The following is a 12,127-nucleotide window of genomic DNA, read 5'->3' on the forward strand; positions in this document are numbered from 1 at the left end:
GACCCTCCGCCTCCTCGTTCACTGGCCCGACTCCGCGCGGCGGTCCGCTCCTCGCTCGTCCCTCGCTGCGATGCTCCCGCCGCTGTCGTCGGGCGCGGCCGGGTAGCCGGCGTCCCATCCGGTCACCTTCCGCACCGCCTCCAGCGCCAGCACCGCGCACACCGGGACGACGAGGAAGAACAGCACCTCCTCCACCGGGATCCCGCCCGGCAGCCGGACGCCGAGGGTGCGGGTGGCGCTGTAGTCCCAGTGCCCGGCCGCGATCGCGTAGAGCACCCACGCGACGAACACGACGAACTCCGGGACGACGGCCAGCAGCAGCCGCCGCCAGCGCGCGTAGACCCGCACGCCCAGCAGCAGCTCCAGCGGCGCGGTCACCACGAGGCAGCCGACCAGCAGCGACAGGTAGGTCAGGTGGCCCATCAGCAGTGGAGTCCCAGGGGCGCACCTTCCGCGCCGTGGGACTCCACTACAGCGCCAGGGCCTGGGCCCGGCGGGTGACCTCGGTGTGCCGGTCGCCGCGCAGGGCCTCGATCGGCGTGCCGGGCAGCGAGTCGTCGGCGCGGAAGAGCCACTCGAAGGCCTCCTCGTCGGTGAACCGGCCGTCGTAGAGCACCGTCAGCAGCCCGGGCAGGTGCTTGAGGACCGCGCCGTCCTGCAGGAAGTCCGCCGGGATCTTGCTGTTGCCGCTGCCGGGCACCGCCATGAGCTTCCGCTCGGCGATGAGCTGGCGGACCTTGTTGGCCGAGACGCCGAGCTGCTCGGCGACCTCCGCGGGGGTGAGCGTGTCCATAGGCTCCCAGCCTATGGCGAGCGGAGACGACGCGGCGAACGGTCCCCGGCTGACCCAGCGGCAGCGCAGCGCCGACGAGCAGGCGCAGCCCGACGACCCGGGCCGCGAGCCCCCGTTCCTGGACCTCGCGGCGCTCGAGCAGCAGGCCCGCGCCCGGCTGTCCCCCGACGTCTACGACTACTACGCCGGCGGCGCCGGCACCGAGACCACGCTGGCCGAGGCGCCCACCTCCTGGCGGGCCTGGCGGCTGCGCCCGCGGGTGCTGCGCGGCGTCGGGACGCCGCAGCTGGGCACGACGCTGCTGGGCAGCGAGGTCCGCACGCCGATCGGTGTCGCCCCGTGGGCCTACCAGGGCATGGCCCACCCGGACGGCGAACGGGGCACCGCCCGGGGCGCGGCCGCGACCGGGTCGCTGATGACCGTCTCGACCAGCGCGACCACCTCGCTGGAGGACGTCGCCGCGGTCACCCCGGCCGGCCCGCGCTGGTTCCAGCTCTACCGGCTGCACTCCCCCGGGCACACCGACGACCTGGCCCGCCGGGCCGGGCAGGCCGGGTACGCCGCGCTCGTGCTGACCGTCGACCTGCCCGTGCTGGGACGGCGGCTGCGGGACCTGCGCTCGGACTTCGCGCTGCCCGCCGGGCTGCTGCTGGCCAACCACCCGCCGGTGCAGGGGACCCAGCCGCCGCTGCAGGCGGCCGTGTCACCGAGCTGGACCTTCGCCGACATCGAGCGGTTCGCCGCCGTCTCCGGCCTGCCGGTGGTGGTCAAGGGCGTGCTCCGCGGCGACGACGTGGCGCGCTGCGTGGCCGCCGGCGCGTCGGCGGTGTGGGTGTCCACCCACGGCGGGCGGCAGGCCGACCCGGCCGTGGCCAGCGCCGAGGCGCTGCCCGAGGTGGTGACGGCGGTCGGTGCCGATGCCGAGGTCTACGCCGACGGCGGGATCCGGACCGGCTCGGACGTGCTGACCGCGCTGGCGCTCGGGGCCCGGGCGGTGTTCCTGGGCCGGCCGACCACGTGGGGGCTGGCCACCGGGGGTGCCGACGGTGTGGCGCGCGTCCTCGGCGGGCTGACCGAGGAGCTGGCGCACACCATGGCCCTGTGTGGTCTGGACGACGTGCGCGCCGTGCCCCGGGACACCGTCGTCCGGACGCCGTGGGCAGCCCGCTGAACGCGACGCGCGGCGAGGGTCCGGTCCGCGGGCGAGCCGTGGCCGCCGACCCCGCCGTGCGTCCACCTCGGCTGTCCCACCCGACACCCCTGGCCACTCCAGGACTCAGGTGTCCAGACCGTGACCGCGCCGTCCGTGTTGTACGGGCCGACGACTGCTCTGCGCTCCTAGACTCGCCCCCGTGGACACCGTCGTGACCGACCCCGTGGTCGGCCTCCTCCTCGAGGGGCGCTACCGCCTCGAGGAGCGGCTGGCGCGCGGCGGGATGTCGACCGTCTACGCCGCCACCGACCTGCGGCTCGACCGCACGGTCGCGGTCAAGGTCATGGCCGAGCACCTGGCCCACGACCCGGCGTTCGTCGACCGGTTCACCCGCGAGGCCCGGGCCACCGCGATGCTCAGCCACGTCAACGTGGTGTCGGTCAGCGACCAGGGCTCCGACCAGGGGCTGGTTTACCTGGTGATGGAGCTGGTCCGCGGCCGCACGCTGCGCGACCTGCTGCAGGCCCGCGGCCGGCTCACCGTCGGGGAGGCGTTCGCCGTCCTGGAGCCGGTGCTCGCCGGCCTGACCGCCGCCCACCGGGCCGGCATCGCGCACCGCGACGTGAAGCCCGAGAACGTGCTGATCTCCACCGACGGCCAGGTCAAGGTCGCCGACTTCGGGCTGGCCCGCGCGGTGGCCGGCACCGGGCAGACCAGCCACACCGGCGGGGTGCTGATCGGCACGGTCGCCTACCTGTCCCCGGAGCAGCTCGAGCGCGGCCGCAGCGACGCCCGCAGCGACGTCTACGCGGCCGGGATCATGTTCTACGAGCTGCTCACCGGCCACCCGCCCTACGCCGGGGACAGCGCGCTGGCCGTCGCCTACCAGCACGTGCACCACGACGTGCCGGCCCCCTCGTCCGAGGCGCCCGGCGTGCCGTGGCAGGTCGACGAGCTGGTCGCCCGCACCACCCGGCGGGACCCCGCTGCCCGGCCGCTGGACGCCGGGGCCTTCCTCGCCGAGCTCACCGACCTGCGCGCCGACCTGGGCCTGGCCCGGGTGCCGGTGCCCACCGGCCGGCCGGCGGACAACCCAACCCAGACGCTGCGCCCGACCAACCGGCCGACGACGCCGCGCCCGCGGCACCCCAGCGCCCCTGGCGGCGCACCGCGCACCGAGGTGCTCGGCGGCCGGGTGGACCGGACCCGCGGCACCACCGTGCTGCCCGGCACCGGCGCCGGGCCGACCACCGCCGTCGGCAGCGCCCGCCCTGGCCTGCCGCCCCGCACGCCGGCCGCCCGGCCGGGCGTGCCGCCGCACATCCGCCGTCGGCGGGCCCGCTTCGTGCTCGCCCTCGTGCTGCTGCTGGCGATCACCATCGGCGCGATCGGCTGGTGGCTGGGCTCGGGCCGCTGGACCGACGTCCCGGACCTGCTCGGCCAGGACAAGGACACCGCGATCGGCATGCTGCAGGAGGCCGGGCTGGACCCCACCTTCGGCGAGGCGCAGTTCAGCGAGACGGTTCCCGAGGGTGAGGTCATCTCCGCCGACCCGGCCGGCGGCGGCGAGGCGATCCGCGGCACCGACGTGGAGATCGTCGTCTCCAAGGGCATGGAGCGGTTCGCCGTCCCCGCCGAGCTCACCGGCCAGCCGGGCGACGACGTCCAGGCGCAGCTGCAGCGGGAGTTCCCCCAGCTGACCTTCCAGCAGACCCAGGAGACCAGCGAGGACGTCGGCGCGGGCAACGTGATCCGCTTCGACCCGCCGGCCGGCACGCAGCTCCAGGCCGGCGCCACGGTCGACCTGGTGGTCTCCTCCGGCCGGGCGCCGGTCAAGGTGCCCAACGTCGTGGGCCAGGCCCCCGACGCCGCGCAGGACACCCTCGAGCAGCTCGGCTTCGTCGTGAAGCGGGACACCGGCCGCAGCGCGGAGGTCGCGAAGGGCCAGGTCATGACGGTGAGCCCGGGCCCCGGCGAGGCGCAGCGCTACGGCAGCACGGTGACCATCACCGTCTCCGACGGCGTCCCGCAGGTCACCGTGCCCGACGTCACCGGCAAGTCCGAGAAGGACGCCACCGCCGCGCTCGAGGACGTCGGGCTGAAGGCCTCCTCGACGTCCTTCATCGCCGGTGACCGGGTCTTCCAGCAGAGCCCCAAGGCCGGCGAGACCGTCGACCAGGGCAGCACCGTCCGCATCCTCATCAGCTTCGGGTGACCCCCTCCCCGTGACGTCGCTCAGCACGGCCCTGCCCCCCGTCGGGGCGCACGTCCAGATCAAGGGCGGCCTGGCCAGGGGCGGCCTGGCCTACACCGACGCGGTCGGTGCCCGCGCCGTCCAGGTGTTCGTCGGCAACCCGCGCGGCTGGCGGGCCAGCGCCGGGGACCCCGCCCAGGACGCCGCCTTCACCGCCGGCTGCGCCGAACGCGGCGTGCCCTCCTTCATCCACGCGCCGTTCCTGGTCAACGTCGGCTCGCCGAGCCCGGCGACCGTCGAGCAGTCGATCGCGACCATCCGGCACACCCTGACCCGCGGCACCCAGCTGGGCGTCCAGGGCGTCGTGGTGCACGCCGGCTCGGCCGTCGGCGCGGACCGCCACGACGCCGCGCTGGCGCAGCTGCACGAGGAGCTGCTGCCCGTGCTCGACGAGCTCCCCGAGGGGGCTCCGCGGCTGCTCGTCGAGCCCACCGCCGGCGGCGGGCGGTCGCTGGCCGCCACGGTCGAGGACCTCGGCCCCTACCTGGCCGCGCTCGACGGGCACCCGGCGGTCGGGGTGTGCTTCGACACCTGCCACGCCTGGGCCGCCGGCCACGACTTCTCCGTGCCCGGCGGGATGACCGCCACGCTGGACGCCCTGGTCACCGCGGTCGGTGCGAACCGCCTCGGCCTCGTGCACGCCAACGACTCGCTCGACCTCTGCGGCTCGACCCGGGACCGGCACACCACCATCGGTGCCGGCTCGATCGGGACCGCGCCGTTCGCCGAGCTGCTCACCCACCCGGCGCTGGCCGGCGTGCCGGTCGTGGTCGAGACGCCCAGCCAGGACGACGGCCACGCAAGGACATCGCCCTGCTCTGCGCGCTGCGCGACGGCGCCGGGGCGCGCATCCCGCTGCCGGTCTGACCCGGCTCGCGACGCGCCCAGGACCAGCGACCCCCCGCTGCCGCGCCCCCCGGCGGGTCGTTGCCCGTTCTCGTGCCGGAACCAGGTTGACTCTCCGTGTCTGCGTAACGACAGACTGCCTACCGTCGTCCGGACCGAGGAGAACAGCCCGTGCACCTCAGAAGCACCCTGGCCACCGTCGCTGTCGGGGCCCTGGCCGTCGTGGGGGTCGGTGCCACGACCGGCCCCGCCCTCGCCGCCCCGCCCGCGACGAGCACGTACATCGTCACGTTGACCCCCGGCTCGGCAGCGGCCGCCGTCGCCCGGTCGGCCGCCGGCCAGCTGGGCGGGCAGGTCGACCACGTGTACACCGCTGCGCTCACCGGCTTCGCCGTCACGGTGCCCACCAGGGTCGCCGATCGGCTGGCCAGGCTGCCGGGGGTGGCCTCGGTCGAGCCCGATGCGCCCGTGCAGCAGACCGGTACCCAGCCCGGGGCCACCTGGGGGCTGGACCGCATCGACCAGCGGGCGCTCCCGCTGAACGCGGCCTACACGTCCACCGCGACCGGCACCGGGGTCACCGCCTACGTGATCGACACCGGCATCGCGTTCCGGCACAGCGACTTCGGCGGCCGGGCGGTCTCGGGGTACGACGCGGTCGACGGCGGCGCCGCCGATGACTGCAACGGGCACGGCACGCACGTCTCCGGCACGATCGGCGGGGCGACGTACGGGGTGGCCAAGGGTGTGCGGCTGGTCGGGGTCCGGGTGCTCGACTGCGCCGGCAGCGGCAGCAACGCCGGGGTCATCGCCGGCATCGACTGGGTGACCGCCAACCACGCCGCGGGAGCACCGGCGGTGGCGAACATGAGCCTGGGCGGCGGGGCCAGCACAGCGCTGGACCAGGCCGTGCAGCGGTCCATCGCCGACGGGGTGACCTACGCGGTGGCCGCCGGCAACGGCAACGCCGCGGGCGTGCCGCAGGATGCGTGCACCGCCTCCCCCGCGCGGGTCGCCGGGGCCCTGACCGTCGGCGCCACCGACCGGAACGACGCACCGGCCTCGTTCAGCAACTACGGCCCCTGCGTCGACCTCTTCGCACCCGGGGTGGGCATCACCAGCGACTGGTACACCTCGACCACGGCGACCAGCACGATCAGCGGGACCTCGATGGCCACCCCGCACGTCGCCGGCGTGGCCGCGCTGTTCCTGCAGACCCACGCCACGGCGTCCCCCGCGACGGTGGGCAGCGCGGTGCTGGCCCTCACCACCAAGGACCGGGTGCCGACCAACCGGACGGCGAACAACGACCTGCTGTTCAGCAACTACTGAGCAGTCCGCACGGACGGCGAGGGCCGGGTCACCCGCGGGTGGCCCGGCCCTCCGCCGTCCCGGGCACCCCCCGGTCTCGCGCGGGAGAGCGCGCGTGGGCGGCCGGTCAGGACAGGTCCCGGATGACCTCGGTGACCACCTTGGCGGCGTGCTCGATGCCGGCGCGGTCGACGTCGAGGTGGGTGACCAGCCGGATCCGGTCGGCGCTGACCTGACCGACCAGCACGCCCTGGGCCTTGGCCGCCTCGGCGACCGCCGGGGCCGGCACGCCCTGGACGACGACCATGTTGGTCTCCACGGTGGCCGGGTCGACACCGAGCCGCTCGGCCAGCAGCCGGGCGTGCACGTGGTCCTCGGCCAGCCGCTCGACGTGGTGGTCCAGCGCGTACAGCCCGGCGGCGGCCAGGACGCCGACCTGGCGCATGCCCCCGCCGAGGCGCTTGCGCCACAGCCGGCCGGCGGCGATCCGGTCGGCGCCGGCCACCAGGACCGAGCCGATCGGTGCGCCCAGCCCCTTGGACAGGCAGACCGACGCGGTGTCGGCGAGCTGCCCGTACGTGGACAGCGGGACGCCGGAGGCCACGTGCGCGTTGAACACCCGCGCACCGTCCAGGTGCACGTTCACCCCGGCCCCGCGGGACCAGTCGAACAGCCGCTGCAGCTCGGCGAGGGGCTGCACCAGGCCACCGCCGCGGTTGTGCGAGTTCTCCACGGCGACCGCGGCCGTCGCGGTCAGGTGCCAGTCGCCGTGCGGGCGCACCTGGGCGATGAGCTGGTCGGCCGACAGCCGCCCGCCCTCGGACACCACGGTGCGGGAGGAGAGCCCGAACAGCGCGGCCGCGGCACCCATCTCGTAGGTGAGGATGTGCGCGTCGGCGTCCCCGAGCACCTCCTGACCGGGTTCGCAGACCAGCCGCAGGCCGATCTGGTTGCCCATGGTCCCGGACGGGACGAACAGCGCGGCCTCGTGACCGAACAGCTCGGCGACCCGCTCCTCGAGCGCGTTGACCGTCGGGTCCTCGCGGTAGACGTCGTCACCGACCTCGGCCTCGGCCATGACCCGGCGCATCGCGGGGGTCGGCCGGGTGAGGGTGTCCGAGCGGAGGTCGACGGCGCTGCTGCTGGCAGCAGGGCCGTCCGTGTTGATCCCGTACATCAGCCGCGCAGCATCTCCGTGACGAGGAAGGCCAGTTCGAGGGACTGACCGGTGTTCAGGCGGGGGTCGCAGGCGGTCTCGTACCGGCTGTTGAGGTCGGCGTCGCTGATCTCCATCGCGCCGCCCAGGCACTCGGTGACGTCCTCGCCGGTGAGCTCCACGTGGATGCCGCCGGGCCAGGTGCCCAGGCCGCGGTGGACGTCGAAGAAGCCGAGCACCTCGTCGACCACCCGGTCGAAGTGCCGGGTCTTGTAGCCGGTCGGGGACTCGTGGGTGTTGCCGTGCATCGGGTCGCACTGCCACACGACCTGGTGACCGCTGGCGGTGACCTTCTCCACGATGCCGGGCAGGACGTCGCGGATCTTCCCGTTGCCCATCCGGCTGATCAGCGTGAGCCGGCCGGGGACGCCGTCGGGGTCGAGCCGCTCGACCAGCTCAGTCGCCTGCTCCGGCGTCGTCGTCGGGCCGATCTTGACGCCGATCGGGTTGGCCAGCTTGGAGGCGAACTCGATGTGCGCGCCGTCCATCTGCCGGGTGCGCTCGCCGACCCAGACGAAGTGCGCGCTCAGCGCGTAGGCGCGGCCCTCGTGCACCCGCAGCAGCGCCCGCTCGTAGTCCAGGATCAGCGCCTCGTGGCTGCTGTAGAGCTCCACGCCGCGCAGCGCCGAGTCGTCGACGCCGCACGCCTTCATGAACGCCAGCGCCCGGTCGATCTCCCGGGCGATCACGTCGTAGCGCACGCCGGCCGGCGAGGTGGACACGAAGTCCTTGTTCCAGTCGTGCACGGCGTGCAGGTCGGCCAGCCCGCCGCGGGCGTAGGCCCGGATCATGTTCATCGCAGCGGCGGAGTTCGCGTAGGCCCGCACCAGCCGGTTCGGGTCGGGGATGCGGTCGGCGAGCACCGGGTCCAGCGAGTTGACCATGTCGCCGCGGTAGGAGGGCAGCCCCAGCGCGTCGGTGTTCGAGCTGCGCGGCTTGGCGTACTGCCCGGCGACCCGGCCGACCTTCACCACCGGCACGCTGGCGCCGTAGGTGAGGACGACGGCCATCTGCAGCAGCGTCCGGGTGGTCGCCTGCAGGTGCGGCTCGGTGTTGAGGTCGAAGGTCTCCGCGCAGTCACCGCCCTGCAGCAGGAACGCCTTGCCCTGCGCCACGTCGGCCAGCTGGCGGCGCAGCGTGTCGACCTCGGCCGGCGCGACGATCGGCGGCACGGTGTGCAGGGTGGACAGCACGGCGTCCAGCGCAGCCCGGTCGGGCCACTCCGGCTGCTGGGCGGCGTGCAGCTCACGCCACCGGTCCAGGCCCGGGACCAGCTCAGCAGGTTCGGTGATGCTCACGACCACGAGGGTACGGCGTGGTCGGCCCCGCCCCGGGGCTCACCCTCGGTGTCCGGCCCGGCTGCAGGGGCCCGCCGCGAGCCTGCGAGTGGTGGGGGGCAGCCGGGTCCTCCGTCAGCCGAAGAAGACCTCCGCCTCCGCGTAGCGCTCCAGCGGCACCAGCTTGAGCTGGGCGATGGCCTCGGCGAGCGGCACCTGGACGATGTCGGTGCCGCGCAGCGCCACCATCACCCCTGACGCGCCCTCGTGCACGGCCCGGACCGCGGCCAACCCGAAGCGGGTGGCCAGCACCCGGTCGAACGGCGTCGGCGTCCCGCCGCGCTGGACGTGCCCGAGCACCACCGCCCGCGACTCCCGGCCGGTGCGCTCCTCGATCACCCGGGCCAGCGCCTCCCCGATGCCACCCAGCCGCTCGTGGCCGAAGGCGTCCTTCTGCCCGGTCGCCGTCGTCAGGTGCCCGTCGGCGGGGACGGCGCCCTCGGAGACGACGACGATCGGGCTGAAGCCGGAGTCGAACCGGTGCTGGCAGTGCTTGACCACCGCGTCGACGTCGAAGGGCCGCTCGGGGACCAGCACGACCGTCGCCCCGCCGGACATGCCGGCGTGCAGGGCGATCCACCCCGCGTGGCGGCCCATCACCTCCACGACCAGGGCCCGGTGGTGGCTGTCCCCCGTGGTGTGCAGCCGGTCGATCGCCTCCGACGCCACGCCGACCGCGGTGTCGAAGCCGAAGGTGTAGTCGGTGGCGTCCAGGTCGTTGTCGATGGTCTTGGGGACGCCGACGCAGCGGACCCCCGCGGCGGCGAGCCGGTTGGCCACGCCGAGGGTGTCCTCCCCGCCGACCGGGATGAGCGCGTCGATGCCCAGCCGGTCCAGGCAGGCCAGGATCCGCTCGGGGCCGCCGTCGACCGCGTAGGGGTTGGTCCGCGAGGTGCCGAGCACCGTGCCCCCGCGCGGCAGCAGCCCCCGGGTGGCGGCGACGTCCAGCGTCACGACGTCCCCGTCGAGGACGCCGCGCCAGCCGTCGCGGAAGCCGACCACCTCGTCGCCGTACTCGCTGATGCCTGCCCGGACGACGGCGCGGATCACCGCGTTGAGGCCGGGGCAGTCGCCACCGCCGGTCAGGATGCCGATGCGCACGTGCGCCTCCGAGGGCCCGTGGTGCCTGGTGAGGGGGCACATGTTGCCGCACCGGCGGCCCGCGCGGCAGTGGGCGGACCAGCTGCCGGGCGAGCTGACCGGCTGGTCACCGTCCGCACGGGAGATCAGGGGGCAGAAGTGGCCACTCCTGCCCCTCCGGTCAGCCGCGGGCGGCCTCCATCAGCTGCCAGCGGGCCAGGTTGTAGCGGGCGTCGACCAGGGCGTCGTGCGTGCCGGCGGGCTTCGGCGGGAAGTCCGGTTTGCCGACGTCCTCCCACCGCTGGCGCAGCTCCCGGGTGAACCGCGGGATCGACCGCGGCAGCGTCGGCATCGGACCCCACAGCTGGGCCAGCGCGACGTGGTCGTAGGCGGCGAACCAGGCCCACAGCTCGATCTCCTCCCCCGGCGCGGTGAGGAAGGAGAGCAGGTCCTCTCGGATCCGCTGCCGGCTGCGCCACGCCTTGTCCGCCGGCGGGGGCAGCTGGTCCAGGACGTTGCGGCGCACCCACGGGATGGCCCGGTCGGGGTCGAACTCGGTGCTGACGGCGTAGAACTCCCGCCCGGTCTCGTCGACGACGCCGATCGAGACCAGGTCGATCGTGGTGCCGTCCTCGATGAACTCGGTGTCGTAGAAGTAGCGCCGCACACTCACCGGGACACCGTAGGCAGGTGCGGCGGGCCGCCGGCAGCCCGGTCCAGGTGGGCGAGCAGCAACCACGCACGGCCGGTGCCGGTGAACACCAGCGCCACGCTGAGCCCGGCGACCACGTAGGCCGACCAGTCCGCCGGGGCGCAGCTGAACACGACGAGCGACAGGCAGACCGCCGCCGAGAGCGGCAGCCCCCACTGGACCTGCCGGTCGTCGAAGGCGTCCGCCGTGTCGTCGTGCCGCAGGTAGGTGGCCACGTGCGCGACCAGCCCGCACACCGCCAGCCCGCCGGCGACCAGGTAGCCGATCCGCCAGGGCGTGCCCGGCATGAGCGCGACGAGGCCGGCCAGCAGCGGGACGAGCAGCTCCCCGAGGGCCACCGCGACCGCGGCCTCCTTGAGCCTCGCCCCCCGCCACCGGTGTGAGCAGCGCTGGAGGACCGCCAGCAGCACCGCGGAGACGACGACCGCCACCACGGTCAGCGCCTGGAGGAACGCCTGCCACTCAGCACCCACGGACGACTCCCCGGCGTCAGCTGGACACCCGCGAGGATGCCGGTGCGCCGGGGATCTGGCGAGACCGTCCGACGCCCGGGAGCACCGGGCCGCGGTGGGTGGTCAGCCGGCCAGCGAGTCGGGCAGCCGGTCCGCGGCCTCGTGCGCGGGCGGCTGCAGCCGGCTGATCGCCTCCGTGGCGCTCACCCCGGTGGTGTCCATGGACTTCTTCACCTTGGCGCCGTAGACGTCGACGTACTCCTGGCCGGAGAGCTCCATGATCTCGTACATCACCTCGTCGGTGATCGAGCGCTCCACGAACCGGTCACCCGACAGCCCGGCGTAGCGGGAGAAGTCCAGCGGCTCACCGAAGCGCACCACCACCCGGACCATGTTCTTGCTCAGCACCCGGCCGAGCTTGCCCGGCAGCGGGACCCGGCGCGGCTCGTAGACCATCGCCACCGGGATGACCGGCGCGCCGGTCTCCAGCGTCATCCGGGCGATCCCGGTCTTGCCGCGGAACAGCCGGCCGTCCGGCGACCGGGTGCCCTCGGGGTAGATGCCCAAGAGCTTGCCCTGGGTGAGGATCCGGATGCCGGTGCGGATCGCGTCCTCCGCCGCCGAGGCGTTGGTGCGGTCGATCGGCACCTGACCGCTGCCGCCGAAGAACACCCGCTGCGCGACCCCCTTGGGCCCGGTGCCGGTGAAGTACTCCGCCTTGGCCAGGAACGTGACCCGGCGCCGCAGCGACAGCGGCATGAAGACCCAGTCGGCCGCGGACAGGTGGTTGCTGGCGATGATCGCCGCACCCCTCGCCGGCACGCGACCGATCCCGTCCGCACGGGGCCGGAACACGAGCTTCACGATCGGACCGACGGCCACGAACTTGAGGAACCAGTAGAACAACGCGCCTCCCTCAGGGACTGTCAGACTAGAGAGGCGTACGACACCTGGACAATCGCAGTCGTCCTCG

The 12,127-nt window shown here is 74.4% G+C and carries 12 protein-coding genes; 4 read left to right on the forward strand and 8 right to left on the reverse strand.

Features of this window, described 5'->3' with window-relative positions:
- Window positions 1–18: 18 nt before the first annotated feature.
- A complete protein-coding gene (locus FHL79_RS00190; RefSeq protein WP_138756631.1) occupies window positions 19–423 on the reverse strand; it encodes a lycopene cyclase domain-containing protein in 405 nt (134 codons plus the stop codon).
- Window positions 424–469: 46 nt separating this feature from the next.
- Window positions 470–793, reverse strand: a complete 324-nt coding sequence (locus FHL79_RS00195) for an Rv2175c family DNA-binding protein (protein WP_026845237.1) — start codon at window positions 791–793, stop codon at window positions 470–472.
- 13 nt (window positions 794–806) lie between these two features.
- On the opposite strand from FHL79_RS00195, the gene FHL79_RS00200 reads away from it, so the two are divergent.
- The 4 genes from FHL79_RS00200 to FHL79_RS00215 all read left to right on the forward strand — a co-directional run bounded on the left by FHL79_RS00200 (window position 807) and on the right by FHL79_RS00215 (window position 6,378).
- A complete protein-coding gene (locus tag FHL79_RS00200) occupies window positions 807–1,964 on the forward strand; it encodes an alpha-hydroxy acid oxidase (RefSeq protein WP_138756632.1) in 1,158 nt (385 codons plus the stop codon).
- 181 nt (window positions 1,965–2,145) lie between these two features.
- On the forward strand, window positions 2,146–4,161 hold the full coding sequence (pknB, locus tag FHL79_RS00205) for a Stk1 family PASTA domain-containing Ser/Thr kinase (protein WP_138756633.1): 2,016 nt from the start codon (window positions 2,146–2,148) through the stop codon (window positions 4,159–4,161).
- Between the two features lie 10 nt (window positions 4,162–4,171).
- A complete protein-coding gene (locus FHL79_RS00210; protein WP_246080161.1) occupies window positions 4,172–5,341 on the forward strand; it encodes a deoxyribonuclease IV in 1,170 nt (389 codons plus the stop codon).
- A complete protein-coding gene (locus FHL79_RS00215) occupies window positions 5,338–6,378 on the forward strand; it encodes a S8 family peptidase (RefSeq protein WP_246080163.1) in 1,041 nt (346 codons plus the stop codon). Before FHL79_RS00210 ends, FHL79_RS00215 begins: the two co-directional genes overlap by 4 nt.
- Window positions 6,379–6,484: 106 nt before the next feature.
- On the opposite strand, the gene FHL79_RS00220 is transcribed toward FHL79_RS00215, so the two are convergent.
- From FHL79_RS00220 to FHL79_RS00245, 6 genes are all read right to left on the reverse strand, one after another.
- On the reverse strand, window positions 6,485–7,534 hold the full coding sequence (locus FHL79_RS00220) for a threonine aldolase family protein (protein ID WP_138756634.1): 1,050 nt from the start codon (window positions 7,532–7,534) through the stop codon (window positions 6,485–6,487).
- Window positions 7,534–8,871, reverse strand: a complete 1,338-nt coding sequence (locus FHL79_RS00225; protein WP_138756635.1) for a class II 3-deoxy-7-phosphoheptulonate synthase — start codon at window positions 8,869–8,871, stop codon at window positions 7,534–7,536. The genes FHL79_RS00220 and FHL79_RS00225 overlap by 1 nt, the downstream gene beginning before the upstream one ends.
- Before the next feature lie 114 nt (window positions 8,872–8,985).
- Window positions 8,986–10,011: a 6-phosphofructokinase gene (locus tag FHL79_RS00230; protein ID WP_138756636.1), complete on the reverse strand. Its 1,026-nt coding sequence runs from the start codon at window positions 10,009–10,011 to the stop codon at window positions 8,986–8,988.
- A 160-nt stretch (window positions 10,012–10,171) separates the two neighbouring features.
- Window positions 10,172–10,663 carry a polyadenylate-specific 3'-exoribonuclease AS gene (locus tag FHL79_RS00235; protein WP_246080165.1) on the reverse strand — a complete coding sequence of 164 codons (492 nt, stop codon included), beginning with the start codon at window positions 10,661–10,663 and terminating at the stop codon, window positions 10,172–10,174.
- Window positions 10,660–11,175: a hypothetical protein gene (locus tag FHL79_RS00240; protein ID WP_138756637.1), complete on the reverse strand. Its 516-nt coding sequence runs from the start codon at window positions 11,173–11,175 to the stop codon at window positions 10,660–10,662. The genes FHL79_RS00235 and FHL79_RS00240 overlap by 4 nt, the downstream gene beginning before the upstream one ends.
- A gap of 102 nt (window positions 11,176–11,277) precedes the next feature.
- The gene (locus FHL79_RS00245; protein WP_138756638.1) at window positions 11,278–12,060 is read right to left on the reverse strand and encodes a lysophospholipid acyltransferase family protein; all 783 of its coding nucleotides are present in this window, start codon (window positions 12,058–12,060) and stop codon (window positions 11,278–11,280) included.
- Window positions 12,061–12,127: the final 67 nt, after the last annotated feature.

This window comes from Modestobacter altitudinis, from assembly GCF_005930475.1.
Taxonomy (GTDB): Bacteria; Actinomycetota; Actinomycetes; order Mycobacteriales; family Geodermatophilaceae; genus Modestobacter; species Modestobacter altitudinis.